The sequence below is a fragment of the Methylotuvimicrobium sp. KM2 genome (assembly GCF_038051925.1).
Classification (GTDB): domain Bacteria; phylum Pseudomonadota; class Gammaproteobacteria; order Methylococcales; family Methylomonadaceae; genus Methylotuvimicrobium.
Genome location: NZ_CP150634.1, coordinates 344,284 through 366,254, shown reverse-complemented (window position 1 = coordinate 366,254; position 21,971 = coordinate 344,284). Strand labels below are relative to the sequence as shown.

The window sequence follows — 21,971 nt, the reverse complement described above, 5'->3', positions numbered from 1 at the left end:
AGGGAGTAAAATACGTAGCCCGTATGCAGAGTAGCGGAATACGGGAATGACGTAGCTTCGAAGGTCCCGGATTGCGCTACGCTCCATCCGGGCTACGCTGCTTAGACACGCCGGAAGCGGTCTATAGCGATCCGGACTTGAAGCCATAAAAAGGTGCGCGATGCGCACCTACTTGATTATGTGTGAATAAAATTACTTGCCCGTTTCAAGTCTTAGCGTAGGGAATTTTTCACGAAATAGCTGTTCGCTCATGCGCATCAGCGAACGGCCTTCATCGATTTCCTTTTGCCCTTCGCTTACCATGTCTTGCCCTTTTTTCAGGTCTTTTTGGGCATCTTCGATCAATTCATTACCTTCAGATACTTTGTTTTCGCCTGAAGACAGCAATTTGGATCCTCTTTCCCATTCGCTGGACAAACGGGTTTTTAATTCGGCTTCAGATTTCGTGGTTTCGGCATGCTCCCGCATCAAGTCGGCAATGGTCGGTTCGCTAGCGCAACCCGAAAGGGCAATGGCAGAAGCAAAAGCAATAGGAAAAAAAGAGTGAATTAAAAAATTCATAGGAAATCTCCTAGATTAGTCATACGAGAACAATAATATAACATTCTTAAGTTATACCTTTCGCACTTCAAATTTCGGCAGTGCCGGAGGAGGCCTCGGGGTGCTCGGTAAAGGCTTTGCCAGCATGGAGCTGGCATAGAGCCTACATGGACGTATTCACGGCGTCCTTTGACGGGCACCCCGAGGCCGAATTTTCATCTACGTTGAGTATAATTCGGGAAAAGCGGGCGCAGGTGGGTTAATTTCCGTTTATCCTAAATTCGGCAGTTAGTCCACTAAAATTACGAAATACACGAAAGTAATCGATACGGTTAAATAACTCCTTTGAACCATCCCTTAGCTGAGCAAAATTGAAGAGTATAACTAATTGAATATTTTCCTGATTTTCGTGTGTTGTCGTGGACAAATTGCTTTTTATAGGTTAATACTTTAAGTTTTCAACCGATCGGGAGGTTTACCGTGGAAATCATGCCCTCATTCAAAAGCAGCGGCGGTTACCGCGCCGCGCAATATCTGATTACGATTCTGATCGTGTTGCTAGTCGGTTATTTAATGAGCCTGCTACCGGTCATGTCCCGTTTAGTCATTGCCGGCCGTTTGGCGGCGACGGATTTGGTGTTGTTCGTCACGCAAATGACTGCGCTGATTTTGTTTTATCTTTTCGCCGTGAATGCGATCGCGGCGCTCCCGAAAACCGGCGGCGCGCTATTTTTTGTCAAGGCGATCAGCGTGCCGGCGGCTCTGTTGGTCATCGTCATTGTCGGACAAGGCGTCATTTGGCAAGTCTTGGGGCTTTTCGTCGGCGCATCGGGCAAGTCGTTCTATTTCGGCATCGCGATTCTATTGATCGTACTGATTGGTATTTGGCTGGTATGGGTTGCCTTTCAGAATGCGCCCTATTTGATCGACTCGATGGAAGAAGTGAAAGAAACCCTGCCGGCGCTGCCGAGTCTGCGCACCAGCGCGTGCCCTGAATGCGGGCAATTGTCCTCGCGAAGCGCCAAATTTTGCTGTCATTGCGGTCACCCGAAGCACAAGGAATTCAAATGTTCGGCTTGCGGCGAAGAATTACAGCAAGATCAAAAATTCTGCCATAACTGCGGACACCCTATCGAGCCAACGGAACAAAAAGAACCTGACCATTCATGAGCGCGTTGGGTCGGCTATGTTGTAAGACGTTGTTCAGTCGACATGCCGCAAAGATGGGCGGATTTACCTGCGACAACCTGCCGCGCGGCAATTCGCCACATTTTCAGCGTTTGGAAATCCCTTTAGAATCGCCGCAACTCTTAAATGTATTGCGTATACATTCTTACCTCCTAAAGGGTTTCTAGGGTTTTTTAAGCGGACATCGAGTCCGCTTTTTTTTGCCCGAAGAAAAGTCCGAAATAGGGAAGGCATTTTCGTGATGCCGCATTCGGCCGAAGCTTTAGCTGTTCCCAATTCAGCTGAACGCGTTTGGTTTTACCCGCTCCTCCAAAAACTCCCACAGTTCTCCCATTACATCCCGCCCATTTTGTCTGATACTACGCATCAAGTTGTGAAAACAGAATACCGCGGTAGCGATACATAGCCCGCTGTTTAGACCAAATAAACCGGAGTCGACGAAATGAACAAACTACCAGAAGCCGTAACGGTAAAATTTACCGAATTGTTTGCCGTATTGAACCACGCTACGGACGATCTAAAAATGGCTGGCGCCGAAGCATGCCTGATAGGCGACTTTTCCTTGGTGGCTTCGATTAATGATTCCTGCCGCAAAATGCAAACACTGGAGGCGGAAATCAAAGCCACCTTGAATCATTTCGCAGCGAACTATAATGCAAAACCGGAAGGAAAATCAGGTTTTCACAAAAAAGACCGATATCGTACCCGCAAGCCCGGTGGCCGTTTAAGAGTTACGGTAGCCGGCAAGGTCATCGAGGAAGACACCATTGCCGAAACTTTTCTCAAAACATTGAGAATCATCGGTCTGGAACGGGTGGCGAAGCTGAATAAGGTGGTCACATCGGTGCCGTTGATAGCTAAAGCGCCGGCCAACGGCTATCAAAAACAACGCCGTTGCAACGGCTGGTATGTCACAACGCATGTCAACAAGGTGTCTGCAAGAACCGTTTTGGAAGAAATCGGTAAAGAACTGAACATGCCGGTCAAAATCGAATTTCTCGAACGCTGAATCGGCAAACAATTCGCAGCCGGACCCGACACAATAGCTCAGCCATAGGTAATCGACGATGATTTATCGTTCCCATGCTCTGCGTGGGAATGCCTGAGTACCGCTCCAGCGGTACGAGACGCTAGAGCGTCTCAGTATTCGTTCCCACGCTGGAGCGTGGGAACGATAGAGGGGTGTGAATAATTACCTCGAAATTTCCCACAAGACGAACAGCCGTGAAACCCCTAGGGCTCAACCTCTTCCTAGAGTTTATATCGCGCCAGTGGAGATGCCGATGTTACAAGAACAATTAATTGAAGAAATTAAACAACTTCCCGATGAAAAATTGGCTGAGGTGTATGACTTGGTTCATTTTTTCAGATTAGGCCTAGCCCAAGAGAAGCAGGCGGAAACCGTCCGGCAACGCCCAATAGGTTTAGCAAAAGGCTTGGTTGAAATTCCGACAAGTTTTTTTGATCCTTTACCCGATGACATGCTGGATGATTTTGAGGGTAAATGATGAAGATTTTGTTGGATACCTGCGCTTTTTTATGGGTGACAACAGATGCGCCGGAACTCAGCGAAAAAGCCAAAATGCTGTTTCAAGATACAAATAATCCAGTCTATTTCAGCAGTGTTTCCGTATGGGAAATGATCGTCAAACATCAACTCGGAAAACTGCCTTTACCGGTTTCCGCAGATCGTTTTATTAAACAACAGTGCGGTAAGCATTTCATTGAATTCTTAGCGCTTGATGAAAAAGCGGTTTTCATTCAAGTCGTTTGCCGAATCATTACCCTGATCCTTTTGATAGAATGCTGATTTGTCAGGCGTTAGAGCACGATTTGACCCTACTGACACCGGATGAAATGATAAGCGCCTATCCTGTTGCTACTGCTTGGTAATCAACAATAAACAGTGATCCGTATGAATATTTACGAACTACTTATTGTTCTTACATGGCTTTTTGCATAATGAGACTTTACAACGATCAACTGTAATCACATGCCGGCACAACTCATTCAGGCGCTCTTTGCTCATCTTCCCCGCTTCGCCGAAGAAGAAGGCGATCATGCTGATTGACTGACAAAACTCTTAACTCCTTAATTGCATAGTAAAAAGAAAAATGCGGCAGGGCAAATCATCCATCCAGCGGGATCGATCGGGTTGCCGTTTACTCGCCCGAGCGGGCTCGGGGTCGTGCAAAGCGTGCAGAACTAGACTGTCAATAATGGCATCACCGCGAGCGCAAGCACGCCGTATCCAATCCCAGCCGATACGGGCATAGCTATAACCGCGAAACCAATGCGGATCGACACGCCGCCGCTTGCCTGAGGCAACGACCGCACCCCCTTGGCAAACCAACACCAAGGTGGCGACCGCCATGATGAAACAGAGCCTTTGAAGCGCCTCGGTTTCGCGCAATTGCGAAGACTCCCACTGAAAACCGTTGGATTTGTGATCCAAAAAGCCCTCTTCGATGTTGAAGCGCCGCCCATATTCATAGAGCGTATCGCCATTGGTGGGTTGGTCGCTGACGATGATCCATGGTTCTTTCGCCCCTTTTTCCCAGCCGACCGCCAAGTGCGCAGGGATATGCGCACCGGTCACCCCGACATGGTGGTAATAACAAACTTCCCCGGCTAGCAAACGTAAGGCCAACTTGCGGTAGCCGCTGCCCGTTTTTTGGTAAAACCCGACGGAACGCTTGCAGCGAATACGCGCGTGCCAGCCGGCCGTCTTGCGAATCCAATTCAGCAATTCGCCATGTAAAAAGCCACGATCCGCCAGCAAAATGATCTCTCGTTCCGGAAACAGTCGCGCCGCAAACCCCAATACGCCTCGGTAGTCTTTGAACGCCACGCTCGCACTGGGATGTTTCATCACTTTCCAAACTAATGGAATCGACCTCCCACGATAAACCAGCGCCAACTGGATCACGCAGAACGTGTCCCAGAGCATCGAAGTATCTAAAGCGACCAGCAACGGCTCTTCCGTTACGTCCTTCAGAGCCTCCCGCAATAACGCCGCATACAACCGCAACACATCGATACGCCCATTCGTCAGCCAACGCTTGAAGCGTCTCTCGACGCTTTGCGCCAGCTCCGCACGACTCACGACATAAGGCGACCACTTACTTAGACTGATCCAACCACTGGATAATAAACCCAACACCATCCAAGCCACGGTATACAGGTGTCGTCTATCGCGCCATGGCGCATGGTGCAATAATTTCAAGATGCTATCGTATAAAGGCGTGCTCTGTTGCATGTTTCGCTTCCTTGCTAGAACCGGTCAAATATCGATATTATCTCCTAATCTTTTCGACTTTTGAGTTTTGTCAGTCAATCAGGGCGATCATGACATCTTCAAACGCAGCGACTTGATCGGCGCGTTGTGCCGAGAGCGGCAAATAGACCCGGCGGTTGCCGAGAATACGGTCAATCTATGCGAAACGCTGCTCGATACCTTGGCGACCTTGAAAACGGATAACTTGCAACGCGGCGAATGGTGCTTTGTGTCGTTTCCGGCGCAATTGCTGGCGATGTCGATCTTGACCGCGATGAGCGATACCGATTCCCGTTTTGTTTGCCGACAACTTTTGGAATACCCAAGGCATTGCCGACGATAAAAAAGATCGGCAGCGCGAGGTATTGCGGGCTATCGAGCAGGCCCGCCACCAACACCATGCGCGTCGACAAGCGCAACCGATTCGTTATTGTTATGTCGCCTGGAGCCTCATCAAGATCGACGGCGCTATTTTGTTTTATCAGCGCGAGGACACGCAAAAACGCTTCGACAAATCCGCCGGCGATTACGGTCTAATCGGCGGACGTGCCAATCAAAACGATGTTCACGGCATCACAAACAAAACCGAGTTGCTGAAAACCTTACAATCGCCGAATTCGCCGATCATAAAAAAAGCCTTACCGGAAACCCTGAAACGCGAGTTACGCGAAGAGGCCGGTTTGCAATTTGAAACGCATTACACCTTCAAACCCTGGCGCACCCTGAAACCTTTTCGGCAGGTGCAGGGCGCAGCGCCGAATCACGCCTTGACCGAATATTATTTGGCTATTTTTTATGTCGAATTGACGCTGGACGGTTACCTGTTTTTGCGGCGCAAAGTCGACAGCGATGCGCGGCTGGTTTGGTTTTCGATTGCCGATATCGCGGACGGCGAGGCAGTGGACGGCAAAATTCCGTATATCAAAGCGCTGTACGCGGATTATGCAGGCGATCATGCGGCGCTGTCGGCCGACCTGTCGGAATTGCCGGACAGTTTCGCTCCCGGATATGTATTGAACAAAGAAAAATTCGGCATCACGTTGCCGATCGATCCCGGCAAACCGGTAGCGGCGGGTCTATTGGGCAAGGAAAAGCCGTTGGCTTTGACGCTGAGCGCCCGGCAATTGGCGCTGTTTCTGGGCTTGGCCGCGCATTTGCGCGGTTTCGACTTTACGAAATTAGCGGAAGACTTGGTTTTACATCCCCATGGCTGGGTCGAAATCGCCGAAGCATCGCCGATGCGAGCCGAACTGATCGAGCTGACTGCATTATCGAACGGCAGCGATTGGCTCATCGAGAAGCATAAGGAAAAGTTGTTTCGATTATCGATGACACCGTTATCGGTCTTTTTTGCCGATGAGTTGTTTTCGTTCGTGGTGGCACCCGGCGATTTGAATGGCGTTTCGAGCAAAATACCGGTCACGATCCGAAGACAATCGTTCGATACCGCGTTCGGTCACGTCGGCGAAAAATCCGAATCGTTCAAGATTTCTCTGGAATTGGCCCATAGATTAAAATCGCTCACTGAAAACCAATTCTCTGTCGACAATGACCTTGCAATAAAAACCGAGGACGCGTACAAAAAAGGCCTACACAAAGACCCGAGATTCCAAGCGCTAGGCTTAAGAAATTTGGTTCGCCGAGACGCGGGCATCGTGAAGTTTGCGGAGCGTTATCTTGGCTGATCCCCGATCTGCAAACACCACTTTAGGAATATGCACAAAATAACTTATACAAGTTGTAGGCTTTGAGGCGGTTCGGTAACTCGCTTGACAGGACGCTGTGAATACGTCCATGTAGGCTTGACGGCGGAATCTGATTGCCATGGATGGCATGAATGCAGATTTTGCAGGAGCAAAAATCTGCCCTGCCACCGACACCTGTCAATCGAGCCACCGAACCCCCTTTCTAACAGTTGTCGAAGTTATTTCATGCTCGTTCCTTAGGTTTCGATTCATTCTCCGCGCATCAAATCCAGCAACGCGTCGGCCGACATCTTGCCGCTGATGTCCGCGCCTTCCAATAGACTGTCGGCCAAGTCGCGCTTGTGGCTGTGCAGCGCGACGATTTTTTCTTCGATCGTGTTCTTCGCGATCATCCGGTAAATGGTCACCGGCCGCTGTTGGCCCATGCGGTGCGCGCGGTCCGAGGCTTGATCCTCGACCGCCGGGTTCCACCAGGGGTCCATGTGAATCACATAATCGGCCGCGGTCAGATTTAAACCGACGCCGCCGGCCTTCAGGCTGATCAGAAACAATTCGCCCTCGCCGCGCTGAAACGCATCGACGCGTTTTTTTCGCTCTTTGGCTTGCGTACTGCCGTCCAGATATTGATAGCCGATGCCTCGCTGTTCGATATAGTCCTTGATCAATTGCAAATGGTCGACGAATTGGCTGAACACCAAGGCTTTGTGTTTGTTGTCGAGCAATTCGTCGACGATTTCGCCGAATGCCGCCAATTTGCTACTGGGCAGTGCGATATCCGCATTGGCGAGGCGCGTGTTGCAACAACTGCGGCGCAATTTGGTGATCGCTGCGAGTATTTGCAAATGCTTGGCGCCGGCCTGATTGTCGGTGCTGTTCAAAACTTCGAGGCTTTCGCGGCGCAAGGCCTCATAAAACGCCATTTCCTCACCGCTCATTTCGACGTAGACTGGGATTTCGGTCTTTGGCGGAAGCTCCTGTAGAACTTGGGTTTTAGTGCGGCGCAAAATGAACGGTTGAATTAATTTCTTTAACTGCTGACGGGCTTCTTGACTGCGGTCGCGCTCGATCGGCCCGGCGAAACGCTTATTGAATTGCTCCAGAGAACCGAGCAGCCCCGGATTGATAAAGCGGAACAGATTCCACAATTCGCCGAGATGATTTTCCAGCGGCGTGCCGGTCATGATTATCCTGAATTCGGCCTGCAAATTCATTGCGCCTTGCGAGCGCCGCGTCGCGATGTTTTTGATCGCCTGCGCCTCGTCGAGTATCACGACTTGAAACGGAATGTTCGCCAGCAGTTCGGCGGCTTGCTCCTGCTGCAACAAACCGTAACTGCAGATCAATAAGTCGAAAGGCTGCAAATTGCCGAGCTGGCGCTGACGGTCTCCGCTACCGAATAAAATAGGATTGAGCGTTGGCGCGAAACGCAGCGCTTCGCTTTCCCAGTTCATGCAGACCGAAGTGGGTGCGATGATCAAGCTCGGGCCGTTCGGCGCTTTGTCGACCAATAGCGCCAACGCCTGTATGGTTTTGCCGAGACCCATATCGTCGGCCAGACAGGCGCCGACGCCCCATTGCGCCAAGCGCGCCAGCCAGTTATAGCCGTCCATTTGGTAATCACGCAGTTCCGCCTGAAACGTAGACGGCACGACCGGTTGAAATTCGCGCGCCGCCTTCAGTCGCCGCATATGCTCTTGCCAATGCTGGTCGGCCTTGAAACCGGCTTCGTCCTGCCAGTCTTCGAGCGTCAATGCGGCCAAAGGGTTGATGCGGACTTTTTTGCCGGTCAAATCGACATAGGCTTTCAAGTCCTCCAGTCGTTTACGGAAGGTTTCGGTCAACGCGATGAATTGGCCGTCCTGCAATTGCAAAAACCGGCCCTGGCGATTATCCAGCAAGTCCAGCAATTGGCGCATTTCGAGTACCGTATCGTTGTCGATCTGCAATTCGCCCTGCAACGCGAACCAGTCGTTATCGCGTTTGATCTGCATGCGGAAACCGCTGCCGCTGCTTTGCCCCAATACACGGAATTTGACGCCTTCCGGCCATTCCAGCAGCACTTGGCCGGCCGGGAGCGATTGCAATTGTAACAGCAGTTCGAGACAGTGTTCCGGCTCTTCGAGCAGCCATTCGCCGGCGTCGTCGCGCTCGGTTTCGGCCAGCGCCGGACAAGCCGCCAAGACTTCCTTGCAACGCGTTTTTTCGAGCTTGAGATCGCGCCGCGCTTGCAGCGGCTTGCCGTCGATTTCGGTAAAAACACTGGCACCGCCGTGGCCGGGCTGATAATAAGCGCCGCCGGTCGCGAACGGGCGAATCAATAAGGCCGTTTTGAGTCCATCGCCATGCGGCAATAGGTGCATGCGCGGCGTCGAATCCGCCTCGACCTGTTCGGCCGTGCTGGAGCTCCCGCCGATGTCCGAGTGCACGGTCAGTAAACCTGAAATGCCGCTCAGCGTTTGCAATACGCGCTCTTGCGCCGACAGCGGCACTTCCAGTCCCTGTGCGCCGAGTACCGTAGAGATTTTATGATGTTCCGGCGTGAATTCGATGACTTTCAAACGTGTCGGCGTCTCCTTCGTGACCAGGTTTTTTTGCGTGGATGCCGGCGACGGTTCCAGCGTGATTTTGATTTTGCCGCCTTTGACGGTACTGACGCGCAATTCCGGTTCGCCTTTGGCAACGTCGACGCGTACCTCGGGAGATGATGCCCAAAACAGCAGCGGATGGCCAACCAAAGCCAACGGCATGTTGTCCCTGAATTCAAAATAGGCGCCGTGCCAACCGTATTCGGTAATTTGACGAATCGTCGCGCATATCTTCAAATCCTGCTCGCTCAGGCAGTCGAAGGTATCGCGCTCGGCGTACAATTTTTTCAACGCAACGGCACGGCCCTTGGTCCAACCGCCTTTGGCTTGTTGTTTTTGTTCGCGCGGTTCGACAGTCAGAACACCATGCTTTTCGTCAAAGTCGACCAGCCAGATCATGCGGGTCGGCTTTTCGATTTGGACGGGAGCACCGGTCTGTACTTCGGACTTACCGAGGCCGAGCAAGGCATCCAGGGCAAATTCCCAATCGGGACGCCTTGCGAACAAGCCGTGCAAGGTCACCGGACGGCCTTCCAAAAAGCCTGTGTCCAAGGAATCGGACTGCTTCGAGTCGACAGCTTGCAATAGCTTTGCCAATTCGGCGGCGAGCCATTGAAGGCCGTTAGAGTGCAATTGCCGGCATAGGTCTTGGAAGGTCGCTATCGTCAAATCGCGCTGGCCGCTCAACGGCGCATCGCTCATCCATGAGCGAACCAGAAATCGGAAAAATTTGAGAAAATGCGGATAAACGTTGACCGTTTGCGGTTCCCCTGCCTTACTGTATCCCTCCGTCATGACAAACGAATTGTAAAAAACCGCATTATCGCGCTGCGTCAGGTCGCCTTTCAAAAACCCCTGCAAGGCCTCCAAATAGCGATAGCCGTAATACCAAAAGCTATTTTGCTTGAGGATTTGGGTCAACAAGGCCGTCAGCTTTTTGTCATGCGCTTCGCCGGTTTTCAGCAAGGCCAACGGATAAAAGAGTCCAGCCATGCCGTAAAAATAGAGGTTACGTTTGCCGGTCAGCTTTCTAAACGCCTTTAGCGCCGACTCGAATTGCGCTGTGGAGCCAGCGAAATCGCCGTGCAAAAATGTTAATGCCGCGCCAAGCGCCAGTAATTCCGGATCTTCAGTCGCTTCGATATATTTCGCCAGCGCGTCCCAGTCGCCGCGCAACAGCAGCAACTCGCCATAAGATCGTGCAGCCAATGGCGAAGCACTGGGATAGAGTGCCAACCAGCGCGCCAGATAATCGGATATTTGTGGATCTTGGTACAAAAATACCACTTGATGCATCCCAAGATGGCCGATCAATTCCTTGACCAATGCGGGATGCCGGCGTTCGAACCAGTCTTCGTCGAAGGGATTCAGCACCCAAGAAAGATAGGCATCGGCATCGTCCGGATATCTGGATTGATAAGAATAACGCCGGCCGGTGTTGAGTGTGACGTTGACTTGTTTGTAATCGCCGCGATGAAATGAAATGCGCGCATCGCGCAGGCATTCGGCAGCGGTGCCATAAAAAGTCTTTTTGGCGATCGGCGACGTTTGCTCGAATAGCGCCGCATAACGTTCGAATTCGCCTGTATCGACCAGTTGCCGAACGACCGGTTCGGCCAACAGTCGGTTGCTGCGGTATTCCGCTTTTCCGGATGGCTGTTCCAACAAGCCTGCTTTTTGTAACGCTTGCAAGATCGGTTTGATCGAAGCCGGCGTGAATTGTCTGCCTCGATCGTCGTTAATCTTTAAAACCTTCAGATATTGACTGATGGGAGTTGCCATCTCGTAGTTATAAGCAACAGCCATTAACTGTAGAACCGCCCGCGAAGTGGCGGATAGATCTTGATATTTCGCGAGCAATTCGGCGCGTTGTTTGTGAAGCAAAGTGAGCATGTCCGGAAATCGTTGAAAAATTGGAAATTATACGTCTTCTTGCACCGAAAAATCGATCGACTTCTGATGTGCGCAGTTTGCCGGTCAAGGACCGCTGTGATGCTCTGGCTCAAGATGCTGCGCACGAATTTTTAGCTTCCAGATGCATTCGATTGGCACGATTTTGTACCATTTCGGCCATTCGGCAATGCCCGACTCCCCAGAAAAAATTTTCTCAAAGCTAACTCATTGAACTGTAAAAACTACCGGTCAAATGATGATTTGACAGCGGAAAAAAATCGCAAAAAACACAATATATTGATTTAAAATATCGCCATTAACACAAGATGAGGGATTCGCTTCATTTGCGGATTTTCTCGCTCAAGCGCACGAAACATCAATGCTCCGGGTCTTTTCCCGGATACGATAAAGCCAAATACGTTCAACCAGACAAGGGAATCAAAGAATGACTGCAAAACTCCAAGTCGTTACGCAACACGCGACCGATATTCCGCTGCAAAGCGCCTCGCTGGACATCTGGGACAGCAAATACCGCCTGAAAACGAAAGACGGCAAAGCCGTCGACGGCACGATCGACGACACCTACAAACGAGTCGCGAAAGCCTTGGCTGAAGTCGAGACCAACAAGTCTTTGCAGGAGCATTGGCACAAAGAATTTCTATGGGCATTGCGTAAAGGCGCGATTCCGGCCGGTCGCATCACATCGAATGCCGGTGCGCTGGAACACAAACCGGCAACTTCGACGATCAACTGCACCGTCTCGGGCATCATCGAAGACTCTATGGACGATATTCTAGGGAAAGTACATGAGGCGGGACTTACGCTCAAGGCGGGCTGCGGCATCGGCTATGAATTTTCGACACTGCGCCCGAAAAACGCCTATGTGTCCGGCGCCGGCGCCTACACGTCCGGACCGCTGTCGTTCATGGACATCTACGACAAAATGTGTTTTACGGTTTCTTCCGCCGGCGGTCGCCGCGGCGCGCAAATGGCAACCTTCGACGTCGCGCACCCGGACGTCGTCGATTTCATCCGCGCCAAACGCGAAGACGGCCGCCTGCGTCAGTTCAATCTGTCGTTGCTGATCACCCGCGAATTCGTCGAAGCAGTCAAAAACGATGCGCAATGGCCGTTGTCGTTCCCGGTCACCGAGCGCGAAGCCAAGGCCGACCAACTCGACTTGACCGACGCGAGCAAAATCGTCTGGCGCGATCTGCCGAATAAAAAAGGCTATGTCGTCAACGAAGACGGCCTGGTCGCCTGCCGCATCACGAAAACCATGCCGGCCCGCCGCCTGTGGGACATCATCATGTCGTCGACCTACGACTACGCCGAACCGGGCTTCATCCTAATCGACAAAGTCAACGAAATGAACAACAACTGGTTCTGCGAAAACATTCGCGCGACCAACCCATGCGTGACCGCCGATACTCGGCTCGCGACCCAATACGGGCTGGTCACAATAGGCGAATTGTACCGACGCGGCTTGCCGTTGGAGGTCAGTGTGGATCGACGCGCGCTTGGAAAGAGCGAGCTTGGCGTCGAGGTTCGTTCCGCCGTACCGGCCTTTATGACCTCGGCTTCGGCAGACGTTTACCGCGTCGTTACTGAGAGCGGCTACGAGATCAAGGCGACCGAATGGCACGACTTCTACACTCAACGAGGCAAAATCAAGCTCAAGGATCTTCAGGTGGGCGATGAGCTGCTGATCCAGTCCGGAAAAGGGCAATTCGGTCAGGAAGGCGATGAAAAGCTTGGCATGCTCTTGGGCTTGATTGCCGGAGACGGACATTTTACGAATCGCGGCGAAGGTCAGGAAACGGCCGTGATCAACCTGTGGGGCTTGGATCGCGACTATGCCGATCGCGTGGCTAACTACATCAATACCCTGATCGCCGAAGTCGCCGAACGTCCGCGAGCTTACCGCGTGAGTCCGGTAGCCGTTCCGGAACGCAATTTGGTCATGATTCGTTCGGTGCTGCTGGCGCGGGTGCTTGCACATTATGGCTTTTCACGCGATACCAAGCTACGCGTGCCGGAAGTCGTTTGGCGTGGCAACGAAGAGTGCGTGAAAGGCTATCTACGCGGCCTGTTCCAAGCAGACGGCACCGTCCAACGTGACGACAAAAACGCCTATTGCACGATTCGACTCGCCTCGAGCCAACCTAGCCTGCTAAAAGACGTCCAGATGCTGCTTGCGAACTTTGGGATCTTTTGCAGAATCCTGAAGCGGCGTGAAGCAGGGCAACGGCTATTACCGGACGGCAAAGGCGGGAAGCGCTTGTATGATTGTCAAGCTGATTACGAATTGCTGATCGGTTCGGAATCGCGTGATCGCTTCATGGAGGAAATTGGATTCCTCACCGACGACAAGAATCGCAAGTTTACAGAATGGCGCGAACAAAGAACGACCTGCAATGCCGACAAATTCCTCACTGCCGTTAAATCGATCGAGTATGAAGGCCGCGAAGCCGTGTTCGATACGACGCAGCCGGACAAAAACAATCTGATCTTCAACGGGATCGTAACAGGGAATTGCGGCGAACAACCATTACCACCCTACGGCAGTTGTCTGCTCGGTTCGATCAACCTGACCCGCTTCGTCGAAAAACCGTTCAGCAAAGAAGCCGGATTCGATTGGGAAGGTTTCCGCAAGACCGTGCGCATTTTCACCCGCATGCTCGACAACGTCGTCGAAATCAACGGCTTGCCGCTACAGCAACAACGCGACGAAATCTTCGGCAAGCGCCGCCACGGCATGGGTTACCTGGGATTAGGCTCGACACTGACGATGCTAGGCCTGAAATACGGCGAGGAAGAGTCTTTGGCCTTTACCGAAGAAGTCACCAAAGCGCTGGCTATTGAAGGCTGGAAGGTCGGACTGGAACTCGCGAAAGAAAAAGGTCCGGCACCGATAATGGAACAAGTGTTCACGGTCACCGGCGAAATGCTGTACAAACGCCCGGAAATGCAGCAAGACGGCTATAAAATCGGCGACAAAGTGCCAGGCAAAGTGTTGCACGCGAAATACAGCCGCTACATGCAGCAACTGGCGCAAGAAGAACCCGAACTGGTCGAAGATCTGGCCAAGACCGGTTGCCGCTTCACGCATCATAGCTCGATCGCGCCAACCGGCACGATCTCGCTGTCGCTCGCGAACAACGCCAGCAACGGTATCGAGCCGAGCTTCGCGCACCATTATTCGCGCAACGTCATCCGCGAAGGAAAAAAGTCCAAGGAAAAAGTCGACGTGTTCTCGTTCGAACTCTTGGCTTACCGCCATCTGGTCAACCCGGACGCGATGCCGTATAGCAACGACCCGAACGCGCAATTGCCGGATTATTTCATCGCCGCCGACGATGTCACGCCGATACAACATGTCGATATCCAGGCCGCCGCGCAAAAATGGATCGACTCGTCGATCTCGAAAACCGCGAACGTGCCGACCGACTATCCGTACGAAGACTTCAAGTCGATCTATGAATACGCCTACGACCAAGGTTTAAAAGGCTGCACGACATTCCGCTTTAATCCGGAAGTGTTCCAGGGCGTGCTGGTCAAGGAAAAGGACTTGGAAAACACAACCTACCAGTTCACGCTCGAAGACGGCCATGTCATCGAATTGAAAGGCAACGAAGAAGTCGAGTACGACGGCGAAATCCATTCCGCTGCGAATTTGTTCGATGCGCTGAAGGAAGGATATTACGGAAAGTTTTGATTTTCGGAAGAGTAATCATAGGCTGGGTTGAGTTTACTCTTATGTCCTTCAGAGTAAACTCAACCTACGAAATTAATTCGGAGGCAGTACTATGAACCCACGCGTCAAAACAGTTCAGGTTGCCGACGATTATTCGTTGATACTGCAATTTACCGACGGCAGCCAAGGCGTATACGACTGCAAGCCGCTATTGGACTTCGGCGTTTTCAAGGAACTGCGCGATAAACACTATTTCAAGCGTGCGGCGATCGAACACGGCACGGTCGTGTGGCCTCACGAACAAGATATTTGCCCGGATACGCTGTACCTGGACTCCGTAAAACTGGAAAACGCACGTAGTTAATGTGCGATCTGTGGGAGCGACGCCTACGTCGCGACAAAAGCGTCACACCCACACTCAAGCCGTCTAAATCGGTCGGGCGTGTTCCAAAACATGACAGTACTAAACATCGACGATTCGCCAAACCGGGGAATCCCAAACTTTTTAAGGTAATCAATATGACCTTGCACAAAATCAACAAAAAAATCGTCAGCTACAAAGTGCTGACCAAAGAAAGAGCCGAAACGGCACAACCGGAAGCGGAAAAACCGTCCCCGGAATCGATGCACGAAAACATCGAACGGCCGGAGGTTCTGGTCGGCTCGACCTACAAGATCAAAACGCCGCAGTCCGAACACGCGCTGTACATCACGGTCAACGACATCATCCTAAACCAAGGTTCCGAGCACGAAGAACGCCGGCCTTACGAAGTCTTCATCAACTCGAAAAACATGGAGCATTTCCAATGGGTGCTGGCGCTGACGCGCGTTATCTCGGCGGTATTCCGCAAAGGCGGCGACGCCTGCTTCCTGGTCGAAGAGCTGAAAGCGGTATTCGACCCGCGCGGCGGCTATTTCAAAAAAGGCGGCGTATTCATGCCCTCGCTGGTCGCCGAAATCGGCCACGCGATCGAATCGCACCTGAAACACATTGGCATGATCCAGCCCGAAGAAATGAGCGATCACCAAAAGCAATTTCTCGCCGAAAAACGCCGCGAATTCGAAGCCCATCACGGCGCGGCAAACAACGGCGACGCCTTCCCGGAACAAGCCGTACTCTGCACCAAATGCAGCACCAAGGCGATGGTGTTGATGGACGGCTGCATGACTTGTTTGAATTGTGGGGAGTCGAAGTGTGGTTAAGTAGGCTGGTGGGTCGCCGGTGTCGGTTAGCTTTCGGCTTTCGGCGGAACCGCTGGCGCGTTCCGCCTTACGGCCTTACATTTATTATCGGCTTCCATTATCCATAAAAGTAACTCGACCCTTATTCCCATGTTGATGATGCGAGTTATCTAGTGCTTAATTGCGTTAATCAGTGAAAAAATAAAAGCATTTTATAATCATGGTGTTATGATTGATTTTTAAATTACTTATTTATGAAATTAAGCGTCAGGTCTGGACAAATAGTAATTATGAGCCAAGAGCAAAAAGAAGTGGAGTTCTATGCAGCAAATCTTAATGCTTGGATTAACACCAGATTTGAGCATGATAAGAGTCTTCTAACCCTTAGTACTGCTGCAATTGGCCTTCTCATTACACTAATATCGACCATAGGGGTAAGCTCAATCGAGAGCCTTATCCTACATGTTCTTGCCCTGGCGTGCTTTGTTTTATGCCTTTTCTCTGTGCTATGGGTTTTCCGTAGAAATGCAAAGCATCTAGAGGATGTAGTAAATGAAAAAGAGGAAAAAGACCAGCTCTTAAAGATATTAGATCACACGGCAGCATGGTCATTTATGGCCGGAGTGATTTTTACTTCCGTAATAGGCGTTTCAACCGCCATCAATAAATATATCGAAAAGGAAATAGTCATGACTGATAACAAGTACCAAGGCATATCAGGAACGGGTAATAAGTCCTTAAATGAAATTAATAATTTGCGTCCCCAGCAACAAGAAAAGTTAAGTGTGGACGGCATTACTAGCATGAGACCTGCTTCGCCGCAACCTAAACCACAAACTCCTGCGCCTGTGAACAGCTCATCTGAGAAGAAGTGAGGGTTTCTATAACAAGGCGCTGCACCTTGTCACAGAGTTAGCAACTCCGTCCTAAATGTTTTCGACCGTGGTCAAAGCAAATCGAACATTCTTGGTAGGCTGCAAGCGTTACATTAAATTAAAACGAGACGAGGCTTTCAAGCCGCTACTGGGTATGAATCTTTCGTTGTAAATAGTCAAATCGAATTGATGTGCCGATACGATTTGCTCCAGCGGTATTACAATTTCAAAGTCTTCAACATTAAAATTATTTTCGAAAATAAATTGGTAATCGGTTGTAAATTTGATTTGTTGCGTGTCCTTCTCTCTAAAACCGCTCAGAATCGGTAAAAATTTTATATACCGTCTGTCTTGAACCGGATTTGGCGCATCTATCAACAAACCCAAATACAATTTATTGGAGGCTAATGTGAAAAGAGCGGGTTTATTTTGATAGAAGCAGTTGAAAATGAATTGTTCGAAGTCATTGGTTTTTATTGCATGCAACAATGTTTTTTTAACCGTGAAATCATAAATGCAAGCAAACCGGTTTGACGGTAGCCATTTTGGAATATTCAGCAACAACGCGAGCAAGGGACCTAAGACTAATGAATAGATATAAACGACAAATTGTGATTCTTTGCCGAATGGTGCAATCGTCGATATCTCCGGGTTAATAATCTTCGATAGCAGCAAAAGTTGGTAACCGTATTCATCACAACGTACATAGATCGTGAAATGCAATAAGTAGGATATTGAGAGAAGCCATAAAGCGTAAAATAAAGCTCGAAAATAAAGTCTATCACCGCTTTCTCTTGCCGAGTGATATAACGAGCCGATCCATATACTGGAAAAAGCGTACCCGCCGACTAAAGGCAAGATCAAAAGGGACAATTGCTTCATTATAGGCCGTTAAGCGACTTCTTCAATTAGCCCCTTTTTTTTCAACTCTCTCAGGGCGTCGATTTGTTGTTTAACCGAATCGGTTTTGATGAGCTCGGTAGAATTAACATGAAGAACACCCGCGCCGCGAATGTAGATTCGTGGCAAGAAATGTTCTTTTTTTTTCTTATCTTGTTTTTCCATCGTTTAACTCCTTAGTCTTGCGCATCGGTTTGACCAAAAGTTTCTAATATTTATCAAAAAATATCAAATATAAGTTTTGCTGATCACGAAAACAAGTAGTCGTGTTAGGGCCATAGATCCGATTAGAGTAGCGTGGCAAAAAAAAGGAATGCTATTGCTCAGCCTATGGAGTGGCGATTTACCAATGAAGATGCTCGGGTAAAATTGAAAAAACTCTACCCGACAATACAAAAATGACTAAGTACTAGACCTGTCTCTTTTCTAAATGCAGCTCCTCCATACACTCAAGCTGCAACCAGTCATTTACTTGCGTATCGAAAAAATAGTCCTCTGTGGTGAGGTGCCCGGACTTCAAAAGCAACTTTAACTTGGATACGGACATCTCTCCCATTTCCTTGCCGTTCTTAGCAATACGGTAAGTTTTGTTAAGGAGATTTTCTCCCGGGTTCGACTGCTTCAATTGCTGTAAATGCTGGAGCTGGGCTTCGAGCTGCGCTTGCTGAAGCTTCATTTGTCCCGCAAGGACTTGCTTCTGCTCTAGCAGCTCCTTCTGCTTTTTGAGATTTGATAGACACAACACCACGAGGACGCCCAAAGGCCCAAAGAGGAAACTCCATACAAAGCCTGAGATAGCACGTCCCTTCGCGTTGCCGATGAGCACCCCAATAATCATTGAGAATATCCAGATTGTGAAAATTTCCATGGTGCTGCTCCTTTCGTTATACTTAACGGGTCAGATAATGAGTATCTAAGCGCCTGTTTGATCTGATTGATGCCGTTACATTTGAAACCGTATGGCGTTTTGACACGCTCAACATACCTGTTATTTTATCTTATTGTCAAGAATGAGCCTCAACACTAAAACTGGGCAACGGGGTTTCGAGTAGGACAGGCACTCCCAGCGCGGTAGAGAATAACAGGGTCAGTTCTCACATTCCAACATTTTGCGTTCTGCGCTATACTTGACTCATGACTAGACCTTTAAGATTGGAATTTGCGGGTGCTCTCTACCATGTGACTTCAAGAGGAGATAGGCGCGAGGACATCTATCTGGATGACGAGGATAGAGAAGCATGGCTGGAAGTCATGGACGATGTTTGCGGTCGTTTCAATTGGGTCGTGCATGCGTATTGCCAGATGAGCAATCATTATCATCTACTGATGGAAACGGTCGACGGGAATCTTTCGAAAGGGATGCGGCATTTGAATGGTGTCTATACGCAACGCTTTAATCGCCGCCATGGCATGGTGGGGCATCTTTATCAAGGCCGTTACAAGGCGATCCTGGTCCAGAAGGAAAGCTATTTGCTGGAACTGATAAGATATATTGTGTTGAATCCGCTACGCGCCGGCATGGTCGGGAATCCGGAGGATTGGCCTTGGAGCAGCTACCGGTCCATGATCGGAGAGGCGACGGTGCCCAAGTGGCTGGATGTGGACTGGCTGCTCAGCCAATTCGGTAGTGACCGGAAAAGCGCGATTGAGTCCTGCCGTCGATTTGTGTCGGATGGCAAAGGGCTGCCAAGCCCGCTGGCTCAGACCCGCCATCAATTATTGCTAGCCCACCTTTAACATTTTCTAGTAAATATCTATCATTCGCAAAAATTATTAATTTTTTAACTAATTGATATCATTGGGCTATAAAAATCGACTTCCTCGAAAATGGCTAATGTAGTGCCATAAAATGCCTTAGGCATCTTGCGCCGCCTCGCGGTTTGCGCTAAGTTGACGGCATGTTTATTCGACGCACTCAAACCCGCTGCAGAGCCACCGGCGAACCTCATGAGACTTATCGACTGGTTCATTCCGAACGCATCGGTCAAAAAGTTAAACAGGTCACACTGCTGAATCTAGGCCGGCATTTTTCGATCCAGCCCACTTTTTGGCCGGCCTTATGTCGCCGTGTCCTGGAGTTGTTATCGTTGCAAACGAGTTTATTCGATCCGGACTTACCTCAGACGGTGGCCTTGGCCGCGGAACATATCGCCGCGCGCTTGTTGGCGGAAAGCGCGCCATTGCTCGTGAGGCTTTCGTTGATCCCGACCCCAGCCATGAGTGTCGTCAATGAAGCCGCACAGGCGGCTTCGGAATCGGTCTCGTCGGAGCCACCGGAGTCCCGGACTCCCGCTGAAATATATACCATTGATGCGAACTCGCTGGAATTAGCGAGGCCCCGTTCGATCGGTGTCGAGCAGGTCGGTTTGGCGGCGATGGACTTGGTCAATTTTACCTCGCTGCTGATGGGACTGGGTCTCTCCGGGCCGATACGGGCGGCGGTCGTGGGTTCGATCATCGGGCGCATGGCAGCGCCGGCTTCTGAGGCCGCCACGCACCGTTGGCTAGGTCAGCGCAGCGGTTTGGGCGAGCTGTTGGACGTCGATTTCGAACGCATGAAGCCGATCACGTTGTATCGGGCTTCAGACGCTTTGATGAAGCACCGGGACGTCATCGAACGCACGCTGTTCAACCGGGTGCACGATCTGTTCGGTTTCGAGACCACGGTTACCTTATACGACTTGACCAATACCTACTTCGAAGGCACGGCGGCCGCCAATCCGAAAGCGCAACGGGGCCGCTCCAAAGAAAAGCGCCGCGACTGTCCACTGGTCACGCTGGGCTTGGTGCTCGATGGCAGCGGCTTCGTCCGCCGTTCCCAGACCTTCGACGGCAATGCCTCGGAAGGCAAGACCTTGGCCGAGATGCTCAAAGACCTCGGTGCACCACCCGGCGCCTTGGTGGTCATGGACGCAGGCATCGCCACGGAAGCCAATCTCACCTGGCTGCGCGAACACGGTTACCGCTATCTGGTCGTCAGCCGCGAACGCGCTCGGCAATTCGAAGCCGACACCGCGATCCCGATCGAAACCGCCGCCGGCTCCGCCGTCCACATCCAGCGCATCGACGACAGCGAACACCAAGAAGTGCGCTTGTATTGCTACTCCGAACAGCGCGAACAAAAAGAGCGCGGCATCAATCAACACCTGTGCGAGCGCTTCGAAGCCGGATTACAAAAAATCGCCGACGGCCTCCACAAGCCTCGCGCCGAAAAGCGCCTCGACAAACTGCAACAGCGCATCGGTCGGCTCCAAGAAAAATACCACGGTATCGGCCAGCATTACACGATCGAACTGACCCCGGATGAGACCGGCGAAAAAGTCATCGGCCTGACCTGGTCGAAACAGCCCAAAGCCGGCAGCCGCCTGAGCCATCCCGGCGTCTATTGCCTCCGCAGTAACGAAACGCAATGGGATGCTGAAAAACTGTGGCGCACCTATATCATGCTCACCGACCTGGAAGCGGTGTTTCGTAGCCTTAAATCCGAACTCGGGCTTCGTCCGGTCTACCATCACAAAGAAGTCCGCGTCGACGGCCATTTGTTCATCACCGTCCTGGCCTATCAGTTCGTGCAAATCATCCGCCGGCAACTGAAAGAACACGGCATTCACGACCGCTGGTCCACACTGCGCGACATCTTGTCCGTTCAGCAGCGCGTCACCGCCTCCTTCCGGCGCGCCGACGGCGGTATTCTGCACATCCGCAAAAGCACACAACCGGAAGCGGAATTAGCACGGATTTACCACACATTGGGCCTTGACCCGCTTCCTGGAGGTGTACAAAAAACTCTACTATAGATCGAATTACGCTTAAAAAACGCCTATGTAGTGCCTTACGGTCATTTATGATCCAATAAAATATTGATTCATAAAGAGTTTTAAAGTTAGGTGTCAAACATGGGCTAGGTGATGATGCGTTCGTCGAGGGGCACCGACTGGAAAATAAGCCTGAAGAACTCCGGGAAGTTTCAAAAGCCCACCGGCGATCTGTCGCGATGCCGCTGAATGATTATCAACAACGCTATCGGAACCGAAATGAAGCGATGGCCCGAGCCTATTTGTCTGGTGCCTATAGCATGTCAGAGATTGGCGACCATTTCGGTGTTCACTATATGACTGTAAGTCGTGC

18 protein-coding genes are annotated in these 21,971 nt (G+C 50.9%); 12 read left to right on the top strand and 6 right to left on the bottom strand.

The window, feature by feature from the left end; translation table 11 throughout:
• Positions 1-192: 192 nt before the first annotated feature.
• Entirely contained in the window at positions 193-561 is a 369-nt protein-coding gene (locus WJM45_RS01650; RefSeq protein ID WP_341327266.1) for a hypothetical protein, read from the bottom strand.
• A gap of 468 nt (positions 562-1,029) precedes the next feature.
• On the opposite strand from WJM45_RS01650, the gene WJM45_RS01645 reads away from it, so the two are divergent.
• The 4 genes from WJM45_RS01645 to WJM45_RS01630 all read left to right on the top strand — a co-directional run bounded on the left by WJM45_RS01645 (position 1,030) and on the right by WJM45_RS01630 (position 3,538).
• Positions 1,030-1,710: a zinc-ribbon domain-containing protein gene (locus WJM45_RS01645; RefSeq protein WP_341328901.1), complete on the top strand. Its 681-nt coding sequence runs from the start codon at positions 1,030-1,032 to the stop codon at positions 1,708-1,710.
• A 460-nt stretch (positions 1,711-2,170) separates the two neighbouring features.
• Positions 2,171-2,737 carry a hypothetical protein gene (locus WJM45_RS01640; protein ID WP_341327265.1) on the top strand — a complete coding sequence of 189 codons (567 nt, stop codon included), beginning with the start codon at positions 2,171-2,173 and terminating at the stop codon, positions 2,735-2,737.
• Positions 2,738-3,011: 274 nt separating this feature from the next.
• Positions 3,012-3,236: a hypothetical protein gene (locus tag WJM45_RS01635; RefSeq protein WP_341327264.1), complete on the top strand. Its 225-nt coding sequence runs from the start codon at positions 3,012-3,014 to the stop codon at positions 3,234-3,236.
• Positions 3,233-3,538: a type II toxin-antitoxin system VapC family toxin gene (locus tag WJM45_RS01630; protein WP_341327263.1), complete on the top strand. Its 306-nt coding sequence runs from the start codon at positions 3,233-3,235 to the stop codon at positions 3,536-3,538. The genes WJM45_RS01635 and WJM45_RS01630 overlap by 4 nt, the downstream gene beginning before the upstream one ends.
• A 273-nt stretch (positions 3,539-3,811) precedes the next feature.
• On the opposite strand, the gene WJM45_RS01625 is transcribed toward WJM45_RS01630, so the two are convergent.
• Positions 3,812-4,987, bottom strand: coding sequence for a transposase (locus WJM45_RS01625; RefSeq protein WP_341325239.1), 1,176 nt, complete (start codon positions 4,985-4,987; stop codon positions 3,812-3,814).
• A gap of 67 nt (positions 4,988-5,054) precedes the next feature.
• On the opposite strand from WJM45_RS01625, the gene WJM45_RS01620 reads away from it, so the two are divergent.
• Positions 5,055-5,348, top strand: coding sequence for a hypothetical protein (locus WJM45_RS01620; protein WP_341327262.1), 294 nt, complete (start codon positions 5,055-5,057; stop codon positions 5,346-5,348).
• A complete protein-coding gene (locus WJM45_RS01615) occupies positions 5,302-6,690 on the top strand; it encodes an NUDIX hydrolase (protein ID WP_341327261.1) in 1,389 nt (462 codons plus the stop codon). Before WJM45_RS01620 ends, WJM45_RS01615 begins: the two co-directional genes overlap by 47 nt.
• 269 nt (positions 6,691-6,959) lie before the next feature.
• On the opposite strand, the gene WJM45_RS01610 is transcribed toward WJM45_RS01615, so the two are convergent.
• A complete protein-coding gene (locus WJM45_RS01610) occupies positions 6,960-11,189 on the bottom strand; it encodes a DEAD/DEAH box helicase (RefSeq protein ID WP_341327260.1) in 4,230 nt (1,409 codons plus the stop codon).
• Positions 11,190-11,634: 445 nt separating this feature from the next.
• Between WJM45_RS01610 and WJM45_RS01605 the strand changes: the two genes are divergently transcribed.
• The 4 genes from WJM45_RS01605 (at position 11,635) to WJM45_RS01590 (ending at position 16,943) form a co-directional block, all read left to right on the top strand.
• Positions 11,635-14,907 (top strand): LAGLIDADG family homing endonuclease, encoded by a 3,273-nt coding sequence (locus WJM45_RS01605; RefSeq protein WP_341327259.1) that lies wholly within the window; start codon positions 11,635-11,637, stop codon positions 14,905-14,907.
• A 91-nt stretch (positions 14,908-14,998) separates the two neighbouring features.
• On the top strand, positions 14,999-15,250 hold the full coding sequence (locus WJM45_RS01600; protein WP_341327258.1) for a DUF2442 domain-containing protein: 252 nt from the start codon (positions 14,999-15,001) through the stop codon (positions 15,248-15,250).
• Between the two features lie 155 nt (positions 15,251-15,405).
• Complete coding sequence (locus tag WJM45_RS01595; RefSeq protein WP_341327257.1) at positions 15,406-16,089, top strand: NrdJb; 684 nt, start codon at positions 15,406-15,408, stop codon at positions 16,087-16,089.
• Positions 16,090-16,322: 233 nt separating this feature from the next.
• Positions 16,323-16,943, top strand: a complete 621-nt coding sequence (locus WJM45_RS01590; RefSeq protein ID WP_341327256.1) for a hypothetical protein — start codon at positions 16,323-16,325, stop codon at positions 16,941-16,943.
• Between the two features lie 108 nt (positions 16,944-17,051).
• Here the strand turns inward: WJM45_RS01590 and WJM45_RS01585 are convergent, their stop codons facing one another.
• From WJM45_RS01585 to WJM45_RS01575, 3 genes are all read right to left on the bottom strand, one after another.
• Complete coding sequence (locus WJM45_RS01585; protein WP_341327255.1) at positions 17,052-17,825, bottom strand: hypothetical protein; 774 nt, start codon at positions 17,823-17,825, stop codon at positions 17,052-17,054.
• A 9-nt stretch (positions 17,826-17,834) separates the two neighbouring features.
• Positions 17,835-18,008: a hypothetical protein gene (locus WJM45_RS01580; protein ID WP_341327254.1), complete on the bottom strand. Its 174-nt coding sequence runs from the start codon at positions 18,006-18,008 to the stop codon at positions 17,835-17,837.
• 244 nt (positions 18,009-18,252) lie between these two features.
• On the bottom strand, positions 18,253-18,711 hold the full coding sequence (locus WJM45_RS01575) for a hypothetical protein (protein ID WP_341327253.1): 459 nt from the start codon (positions 18,709-18,711) through the stop codon (positions 18,253-18,255).
• A gap of 266 nt (positions 18,712-18,977) precedes the next feature.
• Between WJM45_RS01575 and WJM45_RS01570 the strand changes: the two genes are divergently transcribed.
• Together WJM45_RS01570 and WJM45_RS01565 are read left to right on the top strand one after the other, a co-directional pair.
• Positions 18,978-19,580, top strand: coding sequence for a transposase (locus WJM45_RS01570; protein ID WP_341327252.1), 603 nt, complete (start codon positions 18,978-18,980; stop codon positions 19,578-19,580).
• A 161-nt stretch (positions 19,581-19,741) separates the two neighbouring features.
• Entirely contained in the window at positions 19,742-21,640 is a 1,899-nt protein-coding gene (locus tag WJM45_RS01565; protein WP_341325412.1) for an IS1634 family transposase, read from the top strand.
• Positions 21,641-21,971: the final 331 nt, after the last annotated feature.

Bases quoted from the DNA above. Each gene is read 5' to 3' on its own strand.
- WJM45_RS01650 (WP_341327266.1), bottom strand. From the start codon at position 561: ATGAATTTTTTAATTCACTCTTTTTTTCCTATTGCTTTTGCTTCTGCC.
- WJM45_RS01645 (WP_341328901.1), top strand. From the start codon at position 1,030: ATGCCCTCATTCAAAAGCAGCGGCGGTTACCGCGCCGCGCAATATCTG.
- WJM45_RS01640 (WP_341327265.1), top strand. From the start codon at position 2,171: ATGAACAAACTACCAGAAGCCGTAACGGTAAAATTTACCGAATTGTTT.
- WJM45_RS01635 (WP_341327264.1), top strand. From the start codon at position 3,012: ATGTTACAAGAACAATTAATTGAAGAAATTAAACAACTTCCCGATGAA.
- WJM45_RS01630 (WP_341327263.1), top strand. From the start codon at position 3,233: ATGATGAAGATTTTGTTGGATACCTGCGCTTTTTTATGGGTGACAACA.
- WJM45_RS01625 (WP_341325239.1), bottom strand. From the start codon at position 4,987: ATGCAACAGAGCACGCCTTTATACGATAGCATCTTGAAATTATTGCAC.
- WJM45_RS01610 (WP_341327260.1), bottom strand. From the start codon at position 11,189: ATGCTCACTTTGCTTCACAAACAACGCGCCGAATTGCTCGCGAAATAT.
- WJM45_RS01605 (WP_341327259.1), top strand. From the start codon at position 11,635: ATGACTGCAAAACTCCAAGTCGTTACGCAACACGCGACCGATATTCCG.
- WJM45_RS01600 (WP_341327258.1), top strand. From the start codon at position 14,999: ATGAACCCACGCGTCAAAACAGTTCAGGTTGCCGACGATTATTCGTTG.
- WJM45_RS01595 (WP_341327257.1), top strand. From the start codon at position 15,406: ATGACCTTGCACAAAATCAACAAAAAAATCGTCAGCTACAAAGTGCTG.
- WJM45_RS01590 (WP_341327256.1), top strand. From the start codon at position 16,323: ATGAAATTAAGCGTCAGGTCTGGACAAATAGTAATTATGAGCCAAGAG.
- WJM45_RS01585 (WP_341327255.1), bottom strand. From the start codon at position 17,825: ATGAAGCAATTGTCCCTTTTGATCTTGCCTTTAGTCGGCGGGTACGCT.
- WJM45_RS01580 (WP_341327254.1), bottom strand. From the start codon at position 18,008: ATGGAAAAACAAGATAAGAAAAAAAAAGAACATTTCTTGCCACGAATC.
- WJM45_RS01575 (WP_341327253.1), bottom strand. From the start codon at position 18,711: ATGGAAATTTTCACAATCTGGATATTCTCAATGATTATTGGGGTGCTC.
- WJM45_RS01570 (WP_341327252.1), top strand. From the start codon at position 18,978: ATGACTAGACCTTTAAGATTGGAATTTGCGGGTGCTCTCTACCATGTG.
- WJM45_RS01565 (WP_341325412.1), top strand. From the start codon at position 19,742: ATGTTTATTCGACGCACTCAAACCCGCTGCAGAGCCACCGGCGAACCT.